This window comes from Streptomyces sp. NPDC058525 (assembly GCF_042719495.1).
Taxonomy (GTDB): Bacteria; Actinomycetota; Actinomycetes; order Streptomycetales; family Streptomycetaceae; genus Streptomyces.
In genome coordinates, this window is the sequence record NZ_JBHXNP010000033.1 from 24,188 (window position 1) to 45,323 (window position 21,136).

The 21,136-nt window shown below is 74.3% G+C and carries 19 protein-coding genes and 2 pseudogenes; 7 read left to right on the forward strand and 14 right to left on the reverse strand.

Translation table 11 applies throughout. The annotated features are described in order from the left end of the window. Positions 1–124 precede the first annotated feature (124 nt). From ACFWP3_RS17665 to ACFWP3_RS17675, 3 genes and pseudogenes are all read right to left on the reverse strand, one after another. Complete coding sequence (locus ACFWP3_RS17665) at positions 125–271, reverse strand: hypothetical protein (protein WP_384221646.1); 147 nt, start codon at positions 269–271, stop codon at positions 125–127. A 467-nt stretch (positions 272–738) separates the two neighbouring features. Then, positions 739–1,626 (reverse strand): annotated as a pseudogene (locus tag ACFWP3_RS17670) (glycoside hydrolase family 3 C-terminal domain-containing protein); the annotation flags it as partial. A 248-nt stretch (positions 1,627–1,874) separates the two neighbouring features. Then, on the reverse strand, positions 1,875–2,951 hold the full coding sequence (locus ACFWP3_RS17675) for an RNA ligase (ATP) (protein ID WP_384221648.1): 1,077 nt from the start codon (positions 2,949–2,951) through the stop codon (positions 1,875–1,877). A gap of 166 nt (positions 2,952–3,117) precedes the next feature. On the opposite strand from ACFWP3_RS17675, the gene ACFWP3_RS17680 reads away from it, so the two are divergent. Further along, positions 3,118–3,861: an SDR family NAD(P)-dependent oxidoreductase gene (locus ACFWP3_RS17680; protein ID WP_384221651.1), complete on the forward strand. Its 744-nt coding sequence runs from the start codon at positions 3,118–3,120 to the stop codon at positions 3,859–3,861. Between the two features lie 82 nt (positions 3,862–3,943). On the opposite strand, the gene ACFWP3_RS17685 is transcribed toward ACFWP3_RS17680, so the two are convergent. Both ACFWP3_RS17685 and ACFWP3_RS17690 read right to left on the reverse strand, forming a co-directional pair. Next, positions 3,944–4,720 (reverse strand): peptidoglycan-binding protein, encoded by a 777-nt coding sequence (locus tag ACFWP3_RS17685; RefSeq protein ID WP_384221653.1) that lies wholly within the window; start codon positions 4,718–4,720, stop codon positions 3,944–3,946. Between the two features lie 74 nt (positions 4,721–4,794). Continuing rightward, complete coding sequence (locus ACFWP3_RS17690; RefSeq protein WP_384221654.1) at positions 4,795–6,099, reverse strand: MFS transporter; 1,305 nt, start codon at positions 6,097–6,099, stop codon at positions 4,795–4,797. A 325-nt stretch (positions 6,100–6,424) separates the two neighbouring features. Here ACFWP3_RS17690 and ACFWP3_RS17695 point away from each other — a divergent pair, with 325 nt between their 5' ends. Further along, on the forward strand, positions 6,425–6,859 hold the full coding sequence (locus ACFWP3_RS17695; RefSeq protein WP_384221656.1) for a hypothetical protein: 435 nt from the start codon (positions 6,425–6,427) through the stop codon (positions 6,857–6,859). A 34-nt stretch (positions 6,860–6,893) separates the two neighbouring features. On the opposite strand, the gene ACFWP3_RS17700 is transcribed toward ACFWP3_RS17695, so the two are convergent. Beyond that, a complete protein-coding gene (locus ACFWP3_RS17700; RefSeq protein WP_384221658.1) occupies positions 6,894–7,193 on the reverse strand; it encodes a hypothetical protein in 300 nt (99 codons plus the stop codon). A 100-nt stretch (positions 7,194–7,293) separates the two neighbouring features. Here ACFWP3_RS17700 and ACFWP3_RS17705 point away from each other — a divergent pair, with 100 nt between their 5' ends. Then, complete coding sequence (locus ACFWP3_RS17705) at positions 7,294–7,746, forward strand: hypothetical protein (RefSeq protein ID WP_384221660.1); 453 nt, start codon at positions 7,294–7,296, stop codon at positions 7,744–7,746. A gap of 434 nt (positions 7,747–8,180) precedes the next feature. After that, positions 8,181–8,693, forward strand: a complete 513-nt coding sequence (locus ACFWP3_RS17710) for a GNAT family N-acetyltransferase (RefSeq protein WP_384221745.1) — start codon at positions 8,181–8,183, stop codon at positions 8,691–8,693. Positions 8,694–8,781: 88 nt separating this feature from the next. On the opposite strand, the gene ACFWP3_RS17715 is transcribed toward ACFWP3_RS17710, so the two are convergent. Both ACFWP3_RS17715 and ACFWP3_RS17720 read right to left on the reverse strand, forming a co-directional pair. Next, entirely contained in the window at positions 8,782–11,532 is a 2,751-nt protein-coding gene (locus tag ACFWP3_RS17715; RefSeq protein WP_384221662.1) for a DNRLRE domain-containing protein, read from the reverse strand. Positions 11,533–11,746: 214 nt separating this feature from the next. After that, positions 11,747–12,103, reverse strand: a pseudogene (locus tag ACFWP3_RS17720) (glycoside hydrolase); the annotation flags it as partial. 354 nt (positions 12,104–12,457) lie between these two features. On the opposite strand from ACFWP3_RS17720, the gene ACFWP3_RS17725 reads away from it, so the two are divergent. The 3 genes from ACFWP3_RS17725 to ACFWP3_RS17735 all read left to right on the forward strand — a co-directional run bounded on the left by ACFWP3_RS17725 (position 12,458) and on the right by ACFWP3_RS17735 (position 14,164). Continuing rightward, positions 12,458–12,760, forward strand: a complete 303-nt coding sequence (locus ACFWP3_RS17725; protein WP_384221664.1) for a hypothetical protein — start codon at positions 12,458–12,460, stop codon at positions 12,758–12,760. Between the two features lie 273 nt (positions 12,761–13,033). Next, positions 13,034–13,495 carry a Crp/Fnr family transcriptional regulator gene (locus ACFWP3_RS17730; RefSeq protein ID WP_384221666.1) on the forward strand — a complete coding sequence of 154 codons (462 nt, stop codon included), beginning with the start codon at positions 13,034–13,036 and terminating at the stop codon, positions 13,493–13,495. Positions 13,496–13,720: 225 nt separating this feature from the next. Continuing rightward, positions 13,721–14,164, forward strand: coding sequence for an SSI family serine proteinase inhibitor (locus ACFWP3_RS17735; protein WP_384221667.1), 444 nt, complete (start codon positions 13,721–13,723; stop codon positions 14,162–14,164). A 94-nt stretch (positions 14,165–14,258) separates the two neighbouring features. Here the strand turns inward: ACFWP3_RS17735 and ACFWP3_RS17740 are convergent, their stop codons facing one another. The 6 genes from ACFWP3_RS17740 to ACFWP3_RS17765 all read right to left on the reverse strand — a co-directional run bounded on the left by ACFWP3_RS17740 (position 14,259) and on the right by ACFWP3_RS17765 (position 21,114). Further along, positions 14,259–15,107, reverse strand: coding sequence for a GNAT family N-acetyltransferase (locus ACFWP3_RS17740; protein WP_384221669.1), 849 nt, complete (start codon positions 15,105–15,107; stop codon positions 14,259–14,261). 56 nt (positions 15,108–15,163) lie between these two features. Beyond that, positions 15,164–15,598 carry a hypothetical protein gene (locus tag ACFWP3_RS17745; protein WP_384221671.1) on the reverse strand — a complete coding sequence of 145 codons (435 nt, stop codon included), beginning with the start codon at positions 15,596–15,598 and terminating at the stop codon, positions 15,164–15,166. A gap of 155 nt (positions 15,599–15,753) precedes the next feature. Further along, complete coding sequence (locus ACFWP3_RS17750; RefSeq protein ID WP_384221673.1) at positions 15,754–16,242, reverse strand: VOC family protein; 489 nt, start codon at positions 16,240–16,242, stop codon at positions 15,754–15,756. 134 nt (positions 16,243–16,376) lie between these two features. After that, positions 16,377–19,955, reverse strand: a complete 3,579-nt coding sequence (locus ACFWP3_RS17755; protein WP_384221675.1) for a CDP-glycerol glycerophosphotransferase family protein — start codon at positions 19,953–19,955, stop codon at positions 16,377–16,379. A gap of 206 nt (positions 19,956–20,161) precedes the next feature. Beyond that, positions 20,162–20,536 carry a hypothetical protein gene (locus ACFWP3_RS17760; RefSeq protein WP_384221678.1) on the reverse strand — a complete coding sequence of 125 codons (375 nt, stop codon included), beginning with the start codon at positions 20,534–20,536 and terminating at the stop codon, positions 20,162–20,164. A gap of 71 nt (positions 20,537–20,607) precedes the next feature. Further along, complete coding sequence (locus ACFWP3_RS17765; protein WP_384221680.1) at positions 20,608–21,114, reverse strand: roadblock/LC7 domain-containing protein; 507 nt, start codon at positions 21,112–21,114, stop codon at positions 20,608–20,610. Positions 21,115–21,136: the final 22 nt, after the last annotated feature.

Below are 21,136 nucleotides of genomic sequence, written 5' to 3' on the forward strand. Positions count from 1 at the left end.
GCCCCGCGGGGTGCGGGGCCGGGCCGGAGGGATTCACGGCGGCGGCGGCGGTCACCATCGTGCGCCGCGTGCGCCGCCTGCGCTTCGTGCGCTGTGTGCGCTGTGTGCGCTGTGTGCGCTCACCTCACCGCGCGAGCCGGTAGGCGTTCGTGATGGTCTCCCGCATCGTGTTGCCGCTCTTGTCCTTCAGGTCCACCCGGAAGGACACGGCCGTGGCCGTCGCCGGGTGCTTCACCCGCACCGAGCGGGCCCCCTGGGGCCCAGTGGTCACGGTGAGCGGCTGCCAGGTCGCGCCCCCGTCGTAGGAGACCTCGACGGTCAGCTCGGCGACCTGCCCGGCCGCTGCGGCCCGACTCCAGCCGGGCGAACCCGTCGGTGACGACGGAGGAGCCCGAGTGGCCGCTGCCGTCGTTGAACAGCTGGGCCCTGGAGTCGATGTAGTCGCCGTACCGGGTCGCGCCCTGGTCCTCGGCCGCCTCCAGATCCGGGCCCGTCCTGTGCGGCGGGGCCCGCGGCCCGCGCCGGTTCGGCGCCGGCCGACAGCGTCGCCGTGACCAGCAGGCCGGCCAGTGCCGCGGCGAGTGCCGCCCTCCTCGTTCCCGATATGGGTCCCATCCGCGTTCCCCCGTCTCCGCGCGCATGCCGAAGTGCTCGCCGTTACCACGCACTTGGGGGAGTCTCGGTTCTCCGCGGGCGCGGGCGAACCGGCGGGAGGACCGGGGCCGGCCCGGCGCGGCCCTACCCGGCGGTGTCGAGCGCCGTCCGCAGCGGGAGTTCGCCCGCGGTGGGGCCCGCCCGTACGGTGAACCGGCCCGGCTCCGTGACCCAGGCGCGGGCTGCCGGGGACCAGTGCTGGAGGGCGCGCGCGGGGATCCGTACGTACGCCGTCACCCGCTCCCCCGGCCCTGCCCGTACCGCCGTCCACCCGGCGAGCCAGCACACCGGCCGCTCGACCGCAGAGCCGGGCCGGGACAGGTGGACCTGGACGACCTGGCGGCCGGGGCGGGTGCCGGTGTTGCGGAGCACGACGGGGATCCGGTAGCCGCCGTCCGCCCGCGGCCGCGGCACGCCGAGGGCCTCGTACCGCCACGTGGTGTAGCCGAGGCCGTGGCCGAACCAGTAGGCGGGGGTCCGGCCCGCGCGCAGCCAGGCCCGGTGGCCGATGTGCAGCCCCTCCTCGTACGGGAGGATCCCGGCGGTGGGGCGGGTGCTGCGGACCGGGGCGTCGGTGAGGGCCGCGGGCCAGGTGGTGGGGAGCCGGCCGCCTGGCTCGACACGGCCGAGGAGGACGTCGGCGAGGGCGTGGCCGGCTTCCTGCCCGGGGAACCAGGTGAGGAGCACGGCGGCGGCCTCGGCGCGCCAGGGCAGTTCGACGGGGCCGCCCGCGTTCACGACGGCGACGGTACGGGGCTGGACGCGGACGACCTGCCGTACCAGCTCGTCCTGCGGCTCGGGCAGTCGCAGCGAGGTGCGGTCCCGGCCCTCGGACTCCGCCCCGTCGGTGGTGCCGACGCAGACGACCGCCACGTCGGCCGCGCGGGCGGCGGCCACGGCGGCGGCGAGCGCGTCGGCGGGGTCGGGGGCGGGCGGGGCGGCCGCCGCGCGGGGCCGTTCCCCCACCCCGCCCCTTCCCGAACCGGGGCTCCGCCCCAGACCCCGCACCGGGGGGCTGGAATTGCCCCGCGGGCAATCCAACCCCCGCCGGACGGCCGACATCAGCCACATCCAGCCCCGCCGGCGTTTGAGGCGCGGGGTCCGGGGCGGAGCCCCGGCAACGGTGCCGCACCGGTGCACCCCCGGCCCGGCCCCGGCCCCGGCCCGACCCCGGCTACGGCAACGGCCCCGGCCCGACCCCGGCTACGGCAACGGCCCCGTCACTCGTATTCCGTGCCGCCCTTGCGGGTCAGGTACGCCGGGCTGACCGCCTTGGCGATCGCGCGGCCGCCCACGACCGGGCTGTAGCGTTCCGTCGCCGGGCGGATGACGACCCCCTCGCGCAGGTGCAGACCCCGCCCCGACACGGTCTCCCGGCCACTGGCCACCTCCAGCACCTTGTCGAGCTCGTAGGGGCCCTCGTACAGCCGTGGCACCAACGGCAGTTCACCGTCCGCCAGCACCTCCTCCGGATCCAGCCACCGCACCTGCCCGTCGATCTCCGCGGACACGTCGAAGACCGCGTACCCCGGCGGCGTGTCGGCGGTGCGCACGTCCGTCCCGTACGCCAGGTCCTGGACGCCCGCCCCGTACACCTCCCCGAAGATCCCGACCCGCGACGCGCCGAGCCGCGCGGCCAGGGCGGCCGCGACCGCCGGTACGCCGTGGCCCCGTACGGCCCGCCAGTACACGTTGCGCCCGTCCTCCTTCAGCGCGAGTCCCTTCGCGCCGAAGCCCTTCGAGGAGACCAGCACCCGCTCGCCCTCGGCCACGTACGTGAACAGGCTCGCGGTGCCGTGCAGTTTCTCGGTGAGGACGACGGGCTCGCCCGGCTCGAAGATGTGCGGGTAGCGCTGGAGGTTCTCGATGTCCACCCACGGCATCAGGTCCGGAGCCGACTCCACGTCGCCGCTCATCGTGGTCGGAACGGGCGGCGACCACTTGGTGATCCCCAGCAGCTCCGCGAAGTCCGTGCCCTCCTTGGCCGCCTGCACCAGGTCGACGTCGGCGAGCGCGCGCGGCCTGCAGACCAGCCCCTGCGAGAGCTCCCCGCGCAGCCGGACCGCCTTGACGCGGTCGGCGGAGCTGCCGGCGAGCCGTCCCGTCAGGCCCAGCTCCTCGATCAACCCGGCGGGCAGGACGGCCTGCTCGGGTATGTACAGGGCGAAGTCGCCGGTGCGGTAGGCGCCCTTGGCGACGACGGCGCGGTAGAGGCCCACCTGGGCCAGCTCCAACGCGTCGGCGTTCGGGTGCTCGTGGACGGCCAGCTCTTCGGCGGTGACTCTCAGAGTCGACATGGAATGTCCCCCTCGGACGTGGTGCGGATGTGCGGACGGCATGCCCGGGCCTACTGTCCGCGCCACCATTTTCGCTGGTCCAGCGTTTTTCGGAGTGCTAGGGGGTCCTTTCGGCGCCTCGCGTATCCTCGCCCCCGAACTCACCTTCGGCATCCAGGAGCCCGCCATGTCATCTCGTCCGGTCACCGTCGTCACCGGCGGCAGCAGAGGCATCGGCGCCGCGACCTGCCTGCGGCTGGCCGCCGGCGGGCACGACGTGGTGCTGGGGTACGCCCACGACGTGGCGGCCGCCGAGGCCGTCGCCGAGCGGGTGCGGGCCGCCGGTGCGCGCTGCGTGACCGTGCGCGGGGACATCTCCGAGGAGTGCGGTGTCGAGCGCCTCTTCGACATCGCCGGGGCCGAACTCGGCAGCGTGACGGGGCTGGTCAACAACGCCGCGGTGACCGGTCCCCTGGGCCGGCTCGCCGATGCCCGCACCGAGGATCTGCGGCGGGTCGTCGAGGTCAACCTCCTCGGGTACCTGCTGTGCTGCCGCCGGGCGGCCCGGGACATGGCGGAGTCCGGCGGCGGGGCGATCGTGAACGTCTCCTCGACGGCCGCCACCCTCGGCAGCCCGGGCGAGTACGTGCACTACGCCGCGACCAAGGCCGCCGTCGACACGCTGACCGTCGGGCTCTCCAAGGAGCTGGGACGGGACGGCATCCGGGTCAACGCCGTGGCGCCGGGCGTCATCGAGACCGACATGCACGCGGCGATGGGCGATCCGGACCGCCCGGCCCGCGCCGCGGCCGGGATCCCGCTCGGCCGGCCCGGGCAGCCCGAGGAGATCGCCGGGGCGATCGCCTGGCTGCTGTCGCCGGAGGCCTCGTACACGACCGGAGCGGTCCTGAAGGTCTCCGGCGGCCGCTGAGGCGGACGGTCCGGCCGCTGAGACGGACGGTCCGGCCGCTGAGACGGACCGTCGGGCGGGCCCGCCTCCCGGCCGCCGGCCGTCAGGCGAGGGCCGCCCGGGTGGCCGGGCCGTAGACGCCCTGCGGGTCGCCCTTGATGTCCCGGTCGCGCTGGAGCTGGCTGACCCCGCGCCGGGTCTGGCCGTCGTACACGCCCGTGATCGAGACGTACGTGAACCCCTGCCCGAAGAGCAGCTCCTGGAGGGCGCGCACCTCGGGCCCGCGGTCGCCCATGCTCAGCGTCGCGGGCGAGCCCGACGACCCCGCGGCCGGGGCGCTCGGCGCGGTCGTGGCCTTCGGGCCGGGCGTGGCGGCCTGGGCGGACGCGCCCGGCGCGGCGGATCCGCCGGGCTTGGCCGAGGGCGTGCCGGTGGGTGCGGGGGTGGCGGCTTCGGGCCCGGGCTCTCCGACCGCGCCCGGACTGCGCGCCGGGAGCGCGGGCACGGACAGCGCGGGCGCCCGCTCGGAGCGGGGCGGCGGCCCTTGATCGGGGTCGCCGGGCAGCAGGAGGATCCCGCCGGCCGCGGCCAGCGCGAGCAGGACGCCGACCGCCACGGCCCGCGCGCCGCCGCGACGCGTGTGCACAGGCTCAGAAGCCGGCTCCGGAGCGGGCTCGGGGGCCGGGGCGGGAGCGGCGGCGCGGGAGGGTGCCGGGCCCGGGAACGACAGCGGCCCGGTCTGCATCCAGGCGGGCGACTGCGTCGGCCGGGACGGCCCGCCCGTGGAGGCGAAGTACGGGCGGACGAGCGGCTGGTGGTCGTCGGGGATGCCCGCGCTCTCGTCAGAGTCGTGGGCACGGGGTCTGCCCGGCTGGGACATCGGCGGCCTCTCCGAAGTGGTGCTCGAGCGGTGGTTCTCGACCGGCGCACTCTCGCCTTCCACGACGCCCCAGGTCAAGCCGGGTGTCCGGTCTGCCCGTCTCCATCCGTTCTGCCGGTTTGCCGACGGATCGACGTGGCCCAGACGGTGCCCGCGGCCAGCAGCATCAGGGCCGCTCCGGCGAGCGGGGCGGCGGGGGCCGAGACGCCGTCGACGGCGAGGCCGCCGAGCAACGCGCCCGCCGCTATCGCCAGGTTGAACACGGCGACCATGAGCGAGGTTGCGGCCTCGGCCGAGGCCGGAGCCGAGGTGAGCATCCAGCGCTGCAGGCTGACCGAGACCCCGCCGTACGCGAGCCCCCAGACGAGCAGCAGCGCGGTCCCGGCGGCGGCTCCCGGGAGGACGGCGATCAGGGCGAGGACCACGGTGAGGCAGGCGCTGACCGTGAGCAGCGTACGGTGCGCTCCGCGGGCCCCGGCCAGGAAGTTGCCGGCCACGCCCGCGACGCCGTAGCCGAGCAGGAGGGTGCTCACGTACTCGGCGTCGATGCCGGAGACGTCCTGGAGGATGGGCCGTACGAAGGTGTAGGCGGCGAACTGCCCGGTCACCACGAGGAAGGTGACCACGATCCCGGCACGGACCCCGCGGTTCGTCCGGAGCAGGGCGGGGAGCTGGGCGAAGGTGATGTGCCGGGTCGGCGGCAGCGGGGGCAGCAGCAGGAGCAGGGCGGCCAGGGTGACGAGGCCGAGGGCGCCGACGGCCGCGAAGGCGGTGCGCCAGCCGCCGAGTTCCCCGAGCAGCGTTCCGGCGGGGACGCCGAGTACGGAGGCGGTGGGGACGCCGCCGAAGACGAGCGCGGTGGCCCGGCCGACGTGGCGGCGGGGGACGAGGCGTACGGCGAGCCCGCCCGCGACGGCCCAGAATCCGCCGACGCTGACGCCCACGAGCACGCGGGCCGCGAGCACGACGGCGAAGGACGGGGCGAGGGCGGCTGCGATGTTGGCGGCGGCCATCAGGGCGATGAGCACGCAGAGCACGAGCCGCCGGTCGAGCCGGCCGGCGCCGACGGTGACCAGCGGCGCGCAGACCCCGGCGACCAGCCCGGGCACGGTGACCATCAGCCCGGCGGTCCCGTCGGAGACGCCCAGGTCGGCGCCGACGGGGGTGAGCAGGCCGACGGGCAGCAGCTCGGAGGTGATCAGGCAGAAGATCCCGAGGGCGAGGGCGCAGACGGCCGCCCAGCCCTTCCAGCCGGGCCTGCCGTCGGATGCCGAGGCCTCGGGGGACGAACCGGTCTCGGATGGGGCGGCATCGGGCTCGTTGCCCTTCTTCGGCCCTGGATTCGACGCGGGGGTGCCGGGCGCGGCGGCTGAGGTCATGGATCGGGTCTCCGTACGGGCTGGTCGGCGGGCAGGACTCGGCGGCACGGGCCCCGGGGGTCGCGCCTCCCCCGTCACCCGCACTGCCGTTCCAATTCCCCGAACCCCCCGGTCATTCCCGCACGACCCCCGACCGTCCCCACACCCACCCTCCCGTCTCGTACGGCCCGTGCCACCCCGCCCGCGCCCGTCCCGTCTCGTACGGCCCGAGCCATCCCGCCCGCCCCGGCCCTTCCCGCGCGCCCCGGTCGTCGCCCGGGCCTGCCGTCACCCGGACGCGTGAGACGGGGCACCAGTCGGCCGGACCGTGCGGCAAGGTGGTTGGATGCAGTTACGCCGGGCCCTGCCCCTCTCCCTCCTCGCGCTGCTCGCGAGCGCCGGCTGTGTCTCCGTCGGCCCGCAGGATCCGGCTCCGGTCCCGTCGGGCGGGGACTGGCCGCACGCCGGTGCGCCCGACGCCCCGCCTCCCCCGCCGTTGCCCCTGTCGCTGCCGCTGGGTGAGCTGCCGTCGGCCGCGGCGGGCACCCCGGGCCCGGAGCCTTCGCAGGCGCGGCCCCCGGCACGGGCCGCCCGGCCGCCCGTCCCGCGCCCGGCGAAACCGGCGGCTCCTCCCCGCCGACCGCGCCCGGCCAAGCCCACGCTGCCCCACCCGGTGCGGCGGCCGGCCCCGCCGCCGGGCATGGACGAGGTGTGCGCGGCGGCCGAGGGCGCCGTCCCGCCCTCCATCGTGGACCTGTGCCTGCGCCAGTACGGCCGCTGACCGCGACGAGAGGCCCGGTGACGGGCCCGGTGGATCAGGGGCGGCGGCGGCCGCATGCCGCGGCGCACCGGCGGACCGTGTCGCGGCGGGCCGCGCGCAGGCGGTGCACGGTGGTGTGGCCGCGGCGGCGCCATTCGCCGCGCGGCAGCGCTGCGCGCTGGCCGCCGCCCGCGATGAGGGCGTTGACCGGGGTCATCGGGTCGGCGGCCATCGCCTTGGCGAGCAGCACGCCGACGACGAGCGGGACCAGGGCGACGGCCAGGGCCGAACCGGCGGTGGTGACGTGCTGCATGCGCGGGCGGGCCGGCGCGCTGGTGGAGGCCTCGGAGATCATGACCCCATTCGACCAGCGGCGGCGCGGCGGGGAATCGGGGCGGATACTCAGGCCGTTGGGCACGACGTACTCAGACGGACCAGGCGGGTGGTGGTGGGTGATGGCGGAAGGCGGGCAGAGGTTCGAGCCCGCGACCGGTGCCGGCCCGGCCGCGCCGGAGACCGGGCGGGCGGCGGAGCTGCGGACGGCCTACGAGGGGCTGCTGCAGATCCGCCGTCTGGTCAACGGCCCCGCGGGCGAGACGGTTCCCGCGCCGTGGGAGCTTCGGCAGCCTTCGCGTGCGGTGGCCCTGGCCCTGGAGGCGGCGGGGATCACGCCGTCGGCGGCGGACGCGGAGGGCCGGGCGACGAGGACGGGCTACCGCGTGGCCGCCGGGCCGGAGCCGGGGAGGGTCGAGGTGACCTGGACCGGGCCCAAGGGAGGGGGCGCGGCCGGGGAGGAGCAGCAGCGGCTGACGGCGTGCGCGGCCGTACTGGAACGGCTGGGCTGGGTCTGCCTCCTCTACCGGGGCCCCCGAGGGCGCCGTTTCCTCGAGGTGGAGCCCCCGCGCTGACCCCCGCGCCGTGGCCCCACCGGTGAGCCCCGCCCCCCGCCGCGAAAATCCGGTGGCCCGCGCCGCCCCGTACCCCCGACACTCTTCGGATGGGCATGCTCGACGCACTGGCGGACCGCATCGGCCGGGGCGAGACCGTGGAGTTCCGGCCGACGGGCGGATCCATGGTGCCCCTCATCCACAGCCGCGGGCTCGTACGGGTCGCACCGGCCGACCCCGCGCTGCTGGAGGTCGGCGACATCGTGCTGGCCAGGGTCTCGGGCTCCGTGTACCTGCATCTGGTGTCGGCCGTGGACACGGCCCGCCGTCGCGTGCAGATCAGCAACAACCGGGGCCGTGTGAACGGCTGGACCGGACACGACCGGGTGTTCGGGATCTGCCTGGCCGTGGACGGCGTACCCCGCCCGGGCGCGGCGGACAAAGTCCGCCGGTCCGTGGTCCGGCCGCTCGCGATCGCCGCCCCGCGCCTCGACCTGGTCCCCCTGCACCCCTCGCACGCCGACGAGATGGCCCTCGTGCTGGCCGATCCCGCCCTGCACTCCTTCATCGGCGGGGAGCCGCTGCCGCCCGGCGCACTGCGCGCCCGCTACGAGCGGCTCGCCGCCGGCTCCCCCGACCCCTCGGTCGTCTGGGCCAACTGGGTGCTGCGGCTGCGCGGGCCGGGGTGCCTGGTCGGCACCGTCCAGGCCACCATCACCCCGGCCCTCGACCGGGCCGAGCTGGCCTGGACCGTCGGCACCCCCTGGCAGGGCCGGGGGTTCGCCACGGAGGCGGCCCGCGCCCTCGCGGACTGGCTGACGCGGCTGCCCGTCGGTCTGCTGGTCGCACACGTCCATCCCGACCACGCCGCCTCCGCGGCCGTCGCGACGGCCTGCGGGCTGCGCCCGACCCCCCACCGCCAGGACGGCGAGATCCGCTGGGAGTCCACGGCCCGCGGCGCCAGGTGAAGCGGCACGTCGACGTCTTCGGCAGGAGTGGCGCGGACCCGTCACGGTCCGCGCCCCTCCCGCTCCCGCCGCTCCGCGCCGCGCTAGCTCACGGCGCGCCGAAGGTCAGCGTCAGCTGCGGGGTGCCCTCGTTGGCCTGGGCCTCCGAGGACCACAGCCACAGGGCGTCCGTGCCGGCGCTGCTCAGGGCCAGGGCGTAGCCGCTACCGAGGGCCGCGGCGACGGTCTGGGTGTCCAGCCCCGTGGTGTGCACGGCCGAGCCGTCCGGGATGCCCGCGAAGCCGCCGAGCGCCGGACCGCCCAGCGCGGGCCGGTTGTTGTAGGTCGTGCCGGCCTCGGTCCACGACCCGGTGACCGGGACGACCGAGACGGTGTCCGCCGTGCCGGCGCCGCTCATGGTGCTCGTCTTGACGCTGAGGACGGCCGACTTCAGCACCGTGCCGGCGGGTGCGGCGGGCAGGTTGAAGCGCAGGTAGCTCGCGTAGAACGAGGTGCCCCGTACGGCGAGCGAGCTCGAGGTGCCGTAGTTGCCGTCGGGCGCGCCCGCGTTGGCGTAGGTGTCCTCCGAGGCGGTCACCCGCACCACCGAGTCGGCCGGGGCGGTGGCGAGGGCGTAGTGGTTCTGCACCTGCGCGGCGCTGAGCACGCTCGGGTAGACGGCCGTCTCGTCGAGCCGGCCGGCCCAGTACTCACTCGTCGGGCGGTCCGGCCAGCCGCCGAGGCTGTCGCCGCCGGCGTGCCAGTAGCCCGAGAAGTTCTCGTGCGTGGTGACGCCCAGCGTGCCCTTCTGGACTCCGTCCACATAGAGCGTCATGCCGCCGGGCCCCTGGGTGGCGACGGCGTGGTGCCACTGGTCGTCGTTGTAGGCGGTGCTGGTGGTGACGGTGCGGGTGGCGCCCGTGTACACGCCGAAGACGAGCCGGCCGTCGTTGGTCATGTAGAGGTGTTTGTCGTACTGGCTGCTGCCGCGTGCCTGGTTGTTGCCGAAGCCGAAGAGCTTGCCGCCGCGGGTGGTGTTCGTCCGGAACCAGGTCTCGATGGTGTAGGTGCTGCCCACGGTCTGCCGCTTGTCCCCGTACACCTGGGTGTCCGTGCCGTTGAAGCCGATGGCGGTGCTCGCGCCGGAGACCGCGCCGGGCGACTGGCGCAGGGCGGGGGCGTTCAGGTGCACGCCGCTCTGGTTGCCGCCGTCCGAGGAGTCGGCGGCGAAGGGCAGGGCGGACTCGTCGTAGCGCCAGTACTGCTGGGCGCCGTCGGCGCGCACCTGGTTCGGGTAGCCGTCGACCGACGTCGGGACGGTGACGCTCGCGGTGCCCGACAGGGCGCTGGTGTTCCCGGCCGCGTCGGTCGCCGACACCCGGTAGGTGTACGTCTGGCCCGGGGTCACGGTGGTGTCGGTCCAGGAGGCCTGGGGGCGGCGGAAGAACAGCGAGTCGGCGGTGACCGTGGCGATCGGGGCGGCCGCGCCGTTGCGGTGGATCCGGTAGGTCAGCGCGCTGTCGTCGAGGTCGAGAGCGGTGCGCCAGCGCACCTGGGCCTCGCCGGGTTTGAAGCTGACGGCACTGGCGACGGGCACGCTGGGCGCGCCGGTGTCCCCGGTGGAGGCGAAGCGCGTCAGGCTCTGCTGCGCGGCGCCGTTGACGGTGGTGAACTCGCCGCCGACCCACAGGTACTGGACACCACCCTTGGAGCCGACCGTCATCACGCGCGGGCCGATGCCCTCGCCGATGCCGTCGCTGGTGTCGGGGGACCAGCCGAGCTTGCCGGTTCCGGTGGTGGGCTGGGCGAGCAGGTGGTGGCGCTGGCCGTCGGGGAACTCGCCGACGCTGGAGCAATCGTGGGCGTGCGAGGCGCTGTAGAGCACGCTCTGGTATGGGAGCACGGCCTGGGTCGCGCCGAGGCAGGTGTCGCGCCAGCGCTGGCCGAGGCCGGCGAGGTCGAGTGCGATCCGGCCGTCGAAGACGCCGCCGCCGGTGCCCTCGTTGGCGGTGTAGAACCCGGTCGCGTCGGTGGCGATGTCCTTGACGACCGAGTTGGTCTCGATGAAGCCGGGGTAGGCCTTGGTGAGCGCGCCGGTCGTGGCGTTCACGACGGCCAGGGCGTGGGTGTTCGTCCCGTTGACGGTGAAGAAGTCGCCGCCGAGCAGCACGGCGGTGCCGTCGGGGGTGACCTCGACGGCGCGGCCGGGTTCGTCGGCGTTGGCGGTGAAGGGGCGCAGGGATCCGTCGGTCGCGTCGACCGCGGCGAAGCGTTCGCGCTGCCGGCCGGCGACGGTGAGGAAGTCGCCGCCCGCGTAGACGGTGTCGCCGGTGACGGCGAGGGCCCGTACGGTGGCCGCGAAGGCGGGCCGGAAGCCGGTCTTCACGGTGCAGGTGGCCACGTCGATGGCGGCGAGGCTGGAGACCGGGGTGCCGTTGACGGCCCCGAAGTAGCCGCCCGCGTACAGGGTCTGCTTGTCGGGCGAGAGGGTGAGCGCGCGGACGGTGGCGGTGCCCGAGCCGACGGTGAAGGAGAGCGTGCAGGAGGTCGGGGCGCCGGTGGCGGCGTCGAGCGCCGCGAAGTTCACGGCCGGCTGTTCGCTGCCGGCGCCGCCGGCGGGCGGGCGTACGGTGGAGAAGGTGCCGCCGGCGAAGACCTTGCCGCCCGCCTCGGCGAGGGCCCAGACCACGCCGTTGGGCTGCCAGGTCGCCAGGGCGTCGGCAGTGAACGCCACGGGCGGGGTGATGGCGGCCGCCTGCGGGACGAGGCCGAGGCCCAGTCCTGCGCCGGTCCCGGCCACGGCCAGGGCGAGAGCGGCCGCCAGTCGTCCGGATCTGCTGGATCTGCTGGATCTACGCATGAACCCCCCAGTTCGGTGTGGTGCGCGGCCGTGCCGTACCCGGCCGCCGTGTCATGGCCGGAAACCGCCGAACGGCGGCCCGCGTCCATGCGTACGGGCGCACCCTAGGGCGAATCGACCTACGGTTCACCCCACTTGACGTATTGAATGCCGAATCGCGCCGAGCCCGTACGCGCGGGCGGGGGTGGGAGGGGTCAGGTGGGGCCGGCTGGGGTCAGGCTGCCGGGAGGGGGCGGCAGAGCAGGGCGGCCGGGGAGGGGCGGGTGGCGACGCGGGTGGTGAAGGCGATGCCCGCCGCGTATTCGCCGGTCAGGCACTGGCCCTTGTAGTGCCCGGTGGCGAAGTCGCCGCCTGGTCCGCCGGGCGGGCGGTTGTCGCCGCGGTCGAACCAGAGCGTGCGGCCGCCCGCCGGGAGGGCCGTGCGGGCCGGTGCGCACAGGGCGGCCGAGACCCGCTCGCCGCGCAGGCTGTAACCGATCAGGAACTGGCCACCGGGGCACTGGAGTTTGGTGTAGCCGGTGGCCCAGTCGCCGCCCGGCGGGACGTGCCTCTCGTCGCGGACCACGGTGTGCGGTCGCCCCGCGCGTCCACGGTGTACCGGCCCCGGGTGGACAGCGGCGGGGTCCAGCTCTCCGTGGCGTCCGCGGCGCTCGCGGCCGTCGCCGCGGCGGCGGCCGTGGCCGGCAGCGCGGGCAGGGTGCCGGCCAGCAGGAGGAGGGCGCCGAGAACCGTGCGTAAGAGACTCTTCATCTCACTCCTGCCGGGCTCCGGCCGTCCGGATCCGGACGGCTGCCGCCGGTCAAGTTACCGGCCGGTCGCGCCTCGGGGGAAGTCTCCCTGACGAAACGGCCCCGCGCGGGGCCGCGTCCCTCTACGGTGCCCTGAGGTGATGGGCACGGCACCGGAGCGTGGAGGGGTGGGGCGGATGGACGAAGAAGAGGACATGCGGCTGGCGAGGCTGACCCCGGAGATCTCGCGCCGCACCCTCGCGATGCTGCGCGGCCTCGCGGGCCTGGAGCCGCCGGAGCAGGTGCCCGAGGACGCCATGATCGTCACGGACGAGATCCTGGCCGAGTACGGCACCGACGGGCTGCGGGTGCTGGCGATGACGCTGGCGGCCTGGGCGACGGCGCAGATCGAGAACGTCGCGGAGCTGAGCGGGCGCAGCCACGAAGCGGTGCTGGACACCATGGAAGTGGCCTGCCTGGAGGCGAACGCCGAGGACTAGGGCGCGTACGGTGCCCCGCCGACGGGAGCGGGGCCCGGACCGGGCAGGACACGGCGGGAGACACGGCAGGAGACACGGCGGGAGAAGCGACAGAAGACGGCGGGACAGGGCGGGGGCGGCCGTGCGCGGCGCGTCCCGCGGCCGGGGCGGCCGTGCGCGGCCCGTCCCGCGGCCCCTCCGGAAGAAGCGCCGCCCGATCCGGTCTGGATCGGGCGCGCGTCGGCGACACTGGGTGTAGCAGTGCGCTGTGGGGGGTCGTGATCGGAGGCCGTCGTGAGCACACCTTCCCCCGTCCGGATGGCTGCCGTGCTGTCCACCGAGCATCGCGGCCTGCTGATGTCCCAGGCCCGCGAGGTCAATTTTCCCGAGGGTGCGCGGATCTTCGACGAAGGCACCCGGGCGGAGTCCTTCTGGATCGTGCGCTCCGGCACGGTGACCCTGCAGATCCCCGTGTCCGGCCGCCGTACGCCCGCGCCGGTGGAGAACCTCGGTCCCGGTGAGCTGGTGGGCTGGTCGTGGCTGTTCCCGCCGTACGCGTGGCAGCTGAGCGCCGAGGCGATGACGCCGGTGCGCGCGTACGAGTTCGACGGCGCGCGGGTGCGGATGCTCATGGACGCCGATCCCGCCTTCGGGTCCGCGATCGGCCACTGGGTCGGGCGGGTCCTGGCGCTGCGGCTGCACCAGACCCGCACCCGCCTCCTCGACATGTACGCCCCGCGCGCCTCGGCGAGCTGACCTCCCGGGGACCTTTTTCGAAGACGTTTCGGGCGTGTGTCCGGTCGGTGTTCGGCCGATTCGGCGGACCGCTCCGGCACAGGTCAGCCCCTGCCGCACCGCTGCGGACTGCACTCATCCGTACACGATCGGTGACGAAAAATGGCGGTGCGAACGGGCGTTCACGGCCCCGGTGGGCAAGACTCTGTCCGCTATCCGAAACACCAACCCAAGGGAGTGTTCGAAATGCGGTCCATCACCAGGGGTCTCGGGCTCGGTTCCGCCGCCATGGCGCTCACCGCGCTCACCGCGCTGGCCTGGCCCGGGTCGGCCGGCGCCGCCCCTTCCGGCACGGAAAGCCTCTACGCCCCGTCCGCGCTCGTCCTCGGGGTGACCGCCGGGGACGACACCGCGACCGGCACCGTGCTGCGCGTGGTGACGCTGGTGTGCGCACCGACGCCGGGCGGCACGCACCCGGACCCGGCCGCCGCCTGTGCGGAGTTACGGTCGAACGCGCCCGCCCTGGACGCCCTCGCGGCGCCCGAGCCCGGCACCGCCTGTACCAGGGAGTGGAACCCCATGACGGTGACGGCCGACGGGGTGTGGCAGGGCCGCCGGCTGAACTACGAGTACACGTTCGCCAACCCGTGCGGCATGCGCAACACCAGCGGCACCCTGTTCGACTTCTGACGGCCACCGGGCGCGGGCCCAGGTGCGGCCCCGCGTACGGGTACCGGCCGGGCGGTCCGTCGACAACCGCCCGGCCGGGCAACCCCCGGCCCGGTCAGCCCAGTTCGAGGCTGGTCACTCCGTAGATCCCGGCCAGTTCGAGCGCGGGCGCCGGGCCCGTGTACATCCGGGCGGTCTCGAAGACCGGGACCAGCCCGAGGCCGGCGAAGACGGGGGCGGCCGGCGGGTTGGCGTCCGGTACGTCCAAGGACACCAGCCCGCCGGGCGCGTGCTCCGCGAGTCCGCGCAGCAGGGCGGCCGCCACCTCGGGGTTCGCCGCGTAGAGCGGGCCGACCCGGGAGGCCCCGCTGGACGGGCGGACCACGCCCACTCCCTCGATCCGGCCCGCGCGGACGGCCGCCAGGGCGGTCCGGCCGGGCAGCCCGGTCCAGGCGGAGAGGAAGGCGTCGCGGGCCTCGGGGAAGAACCGGCGGTCGTAGGCGGCGAGTTGGCCGAAGGGCAGCGAGGCGGCGTCCACCACCTCCACGCCGTCGGCACCCGGCGCCCCGCCCTGCGGGGCGCCTTCGTAGCGCATGTTGTTCCAGGCGTGGCGGAAGCCGGACTTGCGGTAGTTCTCCTGCTGCTCGACGACCCCGTCCAGGCCGATGAGCCGCCCGTCGAGCCGTTTCATCGCCGCGTCCCAGACCCGGATGCCGTAGCCCTGCCCGCGGAAGGCGGGACGGGCGATGTAGAAGCCGATGAAGCCGAAGCCGGCGCCGTACCGCACCGCGGAGACGCAGGACACGGGTTCGCCGTCGAGCCGGCCGACGAGGAAGCCCTCCGGGTCGGCGACCGCGAAGGCGAACCGGTCCGAGTCCCCCGGATTCCAGCCCTCTTCGTCGGCCCAGCCCCGGATCATCTCCATGTCCGCGGCGCTCGCCCCGGTGATCTCGAATGCAGTCATGCACGATGTTGTAGCAGGCACGGAAGACCGGGAGGCACCGGTTCACCGAACGGGTGTCAGCCCGCGCAGATCACGTCGTCGACCCGGATGGGCTGGGAGTCGAGGCGCACGTACGCGGTGAAGGTGTCCGTGAGTCCGGCGTCCCAGTGCGTGGTGACCGTGGCCCAGCCGACAACGGCCGACTGGGCGACGGTGACCGGGCCGATGACGATGTCCCGCGGCTCGTTCCGTGTGCAGAGCAGGACGTCGGCGTCCGGGTTCGCCGTCTGCCTCTCCTTGAGCACCGGCGAGACCCGGGTCTCGCGGTCGTGGAGGGTCGGGCCGTGCTCGCCGTAGAACCCGGCGAGGAAGCGGCCGATCACATCGGCGGAGTGCCGCTCCGGCACCGGGGAAACCACCGCCGCCGAGGCGAAGGCGGGAACGGACGACACGGTCGCCGGCGCCAGCAGGATCAGCAGCAGGGCGCCAAGGCTGTACGGCTTGAGCTTCATGTCGGGTTTTGTACCCGCCCGCCGCGGCCGAGGGCAGGGACGCGGCCCGGATCTCACCCCTGTGGAGGCCCTGATTCACCGCAGACGGCCGAACGGGTGGCGCGGTCGGCGGTGCCCCGGCTGCTGACCCGGATCGCCGCCGCGACCGGGACGGCCTAGCCCGAGAACCCGTCGGCGGCCCGCCGCATCTCCGCCACGTCCAGCTTCTTCATCTTCATCATGGCGCCGGTGGCCCGGGCGGCCCGCTCCGGGTCGTGGTCGCTGATCAGGTCGATCGCACCCGGCGGGATGACCTGCCAGGACAGCCCGAACTTGTCCTTGACCCAGCCGCAGTCGGACTCCTGGCCGCCGTCCTTGGTCAGCTCGGCGTAGTAGTAGTCCGCCTCCGCCTCGTCGGCGCAGTGGATCTGGAAGGAGATCGCCTCCGAGAAGGTGAACTCCGGGCCGCCGTTGAGGCCGATGAACTTCTGCCCGTTGATCTCGAACTCGACGACCATCACCGCGCCGGGCCGGCCGGGGCCCGCCTCCGTGTACCGGCCGATCCGGCCGATCTTGCCGTCCTTGAAGACGGACAGGTAGTAGTCGGCGGCGTCCTCCGCGTTGCCGTCGAACCAGAGGCACGTGGTGAATCCGTTGCTGCTCATGGCTGTCTCCGTGTGAGTGCGTGCGGTGTGCGTACGTCCTCACATACAGACCGGCCCCGGGCCCGAAATTCATCGGTGGGCCCGGGGCGGTCGGTGTTCGGGCGGCCAATTCGCCCGTACGGCCTACGCAGCGCCTACTCGGCGGGCTCGGCGCCCTTCGCGAGCATGCGGTCGACGACGCGCTCGGTGGCGCGGCCGTCGTCGAGGTCGCAGAACTCGTCGCGGAACGCCGCCCGCGCCTGCGCGTACTGCTCCCCGAGGGCGTCCGCGTTCCGTACGGCCTCGATCAGGCTCGCCGAGTCCGCGAGCAGCGGGCCCGGGGCCTTCGCCTCCAGGTCGAAGTTGAAGCCGCGCAGGGTGCTCTTGTAGTGCGCCAGGTCGTACGCGAAGAGCAGGATCGGCCGGCCGGTGAGCGTGAAGTCGAAGATCGCGGAGGAGTAGTCCGAGATCAGCACGTCGGCGACCAGCAGCAGGTCGGTGGCGTCGGGCCAGCGGGACACGTCGACGACGAACCCGTCGCGGACGCCCTCGCGGACCTGCTCCCCCACGTGGTGGTGGCCGCGGACCAGCAGGACGTGGTCCTCGCCCAGCTCGCGGCGGGCCTGCTCCAGGTCGATCCGCATGTCGAGCTTGTAGCCGCCGGACCAGCCCTCGCAGTTCTCCCGCCAGGTCGGCATGTACAGGACGACCTTCTTGCCCTCGGGCAGGCCGAGCCGCCGCCGGACCTCGGCCACGCGGTCCGCGTCGGGCCGCACCAGTGCGTCCGTACGCGGGCTGCCGGCCTCGACGACCTCGCCGTCGTAGCCGAGGGCGCGCTTGAGGAGGGGCGTCGCGTACGAGCCGGGGGAGGCGAGCAGGGTCCACTGGGCGCTGTCGTGCGCCAGCCCCTCCAGGATCTCCGGGCTCGTGTAGTAGTCGTGCACGAAGTCGTGGCCGATCTGTTTGATCGGCGTGCCGTGCCAGGTCTGGACGACGACCTGCCCGGCGCGGCGCTCGAAGTGCTGCGGCACGTTGTCGTTGGTCACGTAGTAGCGGGCGCGGGCCAGCAGCTCCCAGAACTCCACGCTGTCGTACTGCACGGCGCGGGCGGACTGCGGGACCTCGGCGCGGCCGTCGCGGACCAGCCAGATGTGCTCCAGCTTCTCGCCGCGGCGCACCAGCTCCTCGTGGATGGCGCGGGGGGAGTCGCCGGCGCCGTTGCCCTGGAAGGTGTCGTAGACGACGACGTCCTTGACGGGCAGGGCGCGCTGCGCCGGGTAGGTCTCGAAGCGGGCGACGCGCTGGGCGTACCGGGAGCGGTCGTGCGGGCTGAGCAGCGGGTCGGCGACCAGCACCATGCGGTCGTGGAAGCGGGTCTCGACCCGCATCCGGCGGCCCTGCACGGTGAGCGGGTGCGGTCCGGCGAAGAGCAGGCCGGGGCTCATCTGCACGGGGGCGCCGCGGTCGACGCCGAGCAGGCCCGCGGTCGTGCCGCCCTGGGCGGCCGGGCGCAGGGTGGGCCACCAGCGGCCCTCGGGCAGCGTGGTGCGGCCCGCGTAGGCCTCGGGGAGCACGGGCTCGAAGGAGGTCCGGAAGGTGTCGCCGTCGCGCGTGACGGGGTAGCTGAACTCCACGCCGTGGGCGTTGTGCAGGACGAGCTCGTACGGCTCGTCCGTGGGCGCGACGAACCGGCCGCGCAGGCTCACGGTGCCGTCCTTGGCCTCGACGGCGTCGATCAGCGGCGGCGAGGGCTGCACGGAGAGGGTCAGGTGTCCGGTGTTGCCGCGCTTCGCGAAGAGGGCGCGGTCCGCGGTCCCACCGGGCAGCGGCAGGACCAGGCCGGCGAAGCCGCCGCGCTCGTCGTGGGCCAGGCGGTGCTCGGTGCCGTCGGCGCTGATCACCGACAGGCTCCAGGGCTCCGGGGTCCACTCGCCCGGCTCGCACGGGGCGTCCGGTACGGCGGCCAGGTCGGCCAGCGGCACGCGGGCGGTGAAGGGGGTGCGGCCGGACACGGCCGCGCCGGTCTCCAGCGGGAAGGTGTGGGCGGTCTCGGTGGAGACGTGGACGACGCGCAGGGTGGCGCCGGCGCCGACCGCGGCCGCGAGCTCGCCGATGATCTCGACGGCGTCGTCGCCGTCGGGGCGCACGTCCAGGGCGCGGGCGCGGACGATCTCGACCTGGATGGTCAGGGAGCTGGTGACCGCCGGGACGACCCGGACGTCGGGGGCCACCCAGTGCGCGGGCGGGTTGTGGCCGGTGTCGTGCTCACCGCCCCTGAGGCGGGCGCGGTGCAGGCCGCCGGCTCCGGTGACGGCGACGGAGGTGGTCCATATTCCCTCGTGCCACTTGCCGCCCGACTGGAAGACCGAGGGGTCGACGACGGCGGTGAAACCGGCCCAGTCGGCGTGCCGCAGCGCGAGGTGCGGGGCCTTCACGGTGGCCATCGGGGAGGCGACCGTACGGGTGCTGACCACCGAGCGGCGGCGCTTGCCGCCCTCGCGGAAGATCAGCATCTTGCGGGAGCCGAGGCGGCTCTCCGCGCCGAGGTGGCCGGGCAGGGCGTAGCCGCGCAGGAGCAGCTTGCCGTCGGCCCAGGCCGCCTGCTCCAGGCGGCTGACGACGCGGCGCTCGCGCGGGCCGAGGGTGAGGATCCTGGCGGGGACCGGCGGGCGGCCCTGCAGGAAGGGGTAGTCGGCCTGCGGGCGGGCGATGCCCTTGACCGGCACGCTGTAGTGGTAGTCGCGCTGGTGGTCCTGGAGCGCGATGAAGTCCTCGACGCGGCCCTCGCTGGCCAGGAAGGCCTTCAGGCGGTCGGCGACGGTCAGGTCGGACCAGGGGGCGGTGCCGATCTCGCGGACGAGGCCGCCGACCTCCTTGACGAACGCGGCGCGGAAGTCGGCGCCGCCTTCACCGACGTACTTGTAGATGAGCGGGAGCTCCTCGCTCAGCACGTTGTAGTCGTAGTCGCGGAGGTAGCGGACGTACTTGGCGCCCTGCTTGGCCTTGAGGGACTCGCGGACCAGGCGGACGGACTTCACGCGGTCGATGAGGGAGACCGGGTCGGTGGAGCGCTGGGTGATGGAGCGCTCGCCGGTCTCGCGGACGCGCCAGTGGTAGACGCAGTCGCTGAGGATGTCGACGCTGGACGCGAAGTAGTGCGCGGGGATGCTGACCGGGGCGTCCTCGTAGAGGATGCCCTCCGGGTACTGGAAGCCGTGCTCGTCCCAGAAGGTGCGGCGGTAGACCTTGTTCCACGCGGTGCGGTCGGTGACCAGCGCCGGGAACTTGGAGATGTGGGTCTTCAGCTGCGTCTTGGCGAAGGCCGCCCGGTGCCCCCAGGACTGCTGCATGCCGACGGAGCGGAAGCGCTTCACGTTGCCGCCGGCGAAGTCCGAGCCCGTCTCGTCGAGGGCTTCGATCATCCGCTGGTAGGCGTAGTCCGGCATGGTGTCGTCGCTGTCGACGAAGGCCAGGTACTCGCTGTCCGGGTGGATGTGCCGGGCGCCCGCGTTGCGGGCGGCGCCGAGACCGGCGTTCTCCTGCATGACGACCCGGAAGCGCTTGTCCCGTGCGGCGAACGCCTTGGCGATGACGGCGCTGGTGTCCGTGGACCCGTCATCCACGAGGATGACCTCGAAGTCCTCGAAGGTCTGAGCTGCGATGGATTCCAGGCACTCGTCGAGGTAGAGCTCGACGTTGTAGACGGGGACGACGATGCTCAGGCGCGGGGGCATGGGTGGCAGGTTCTCCAGCATTTTGTGCTCTATTGATGATCAGCTACTCACAGCATCTTACTAGCTGGCAGAATCATGAACTCCGCCGATACCGGGCATACCACGGCCGATCGCCGGGGCGGACGGCAAAGAATTCAGCCGCCCGCCACCTCGACGACGCGCAGCCGCGCCGCCCGGCGGGGCGCGGCCCGGAGGAGGCCTCCCGGTCAGATCTCCAGCTCTGCCTCGATCTTCTTCAGCTGGTGGCGGGCCATCGCGAGGTTGGCCCGCCCGCGGTCGAGAGCGAGGTAGAGGAAGAAGCCCGAGGAGCCCCTGCCCTTCAAGAGGCGGATCAGGTGGTACTGGTTCCCCAATGTGATGAGAATGTCCTCGATCTCGTCCTGGAGCCCCAGCATCTCCATCGTGCGGACCTTGGCGCGGACCACGTCCGTGTTGCCCGCGGCGGCCACCCCGAGGTCGAGTTCCTTGCCGCCGCCCACGGTGCCGAGGGCCATTCCGCTGCCGTAGTCGACCAGGGCGGCGCCGATCGCACCGTCGATGATGGTGGTGGCTTCCTTGAGCGTGGTCTCGACGTTTGCCATGTCTGGCTCCTCTTTCTCGTTCCTTGCCGGGCGTTACGGGATCCGTTGGGTCTGGTGTCGGGCAGTACGGGTCAGGCGGGCAGTACGGGAGAGGCGGGCGGCAGGGGCGGGAGGGGCGGCGCGGGGAGGCTGCCGCCCGAGCCCGCCGGGCCGGCCGGGCCGTGCGGGCTGGTCCCGGCCCCCCGCCGCCCGAGCGTGTGGTCGATGAGCTCGGCTATGCGCAGGCTGGAGCGCCGGGCCTCGAGGTGGAGGCGCCCCACGTTGACGCGCGTCTCCGCGGTCAGGGTGAGGACGGCCGCCTCGCCCGCCGCGTAGGTGGCCACGTAGCCGTGCTCGCCGCGCACCAGCAGTTCGCGGAAGCCGCCCTGGCCGGTGCTGTCGCTCAGCCGCTGGGCGACCCCGAGGGCGGCCGCGGTCAGGGCCGCGACGGTCTCTCCCTCGGCGGCGGCGCTGTCCTGGGCGAGGACGAGGCCGTCGGCGCTGGCGGCGAGGGCGCCGGTGAGCTGGGGTACCCGGGCCCGCAGCCTGCGGAGCTCGGCGACTATCTCGGCCTCCGCCTCGGGCGGCACCGTGCTCATGTCGGCCTTTCTCCTTTCGGGC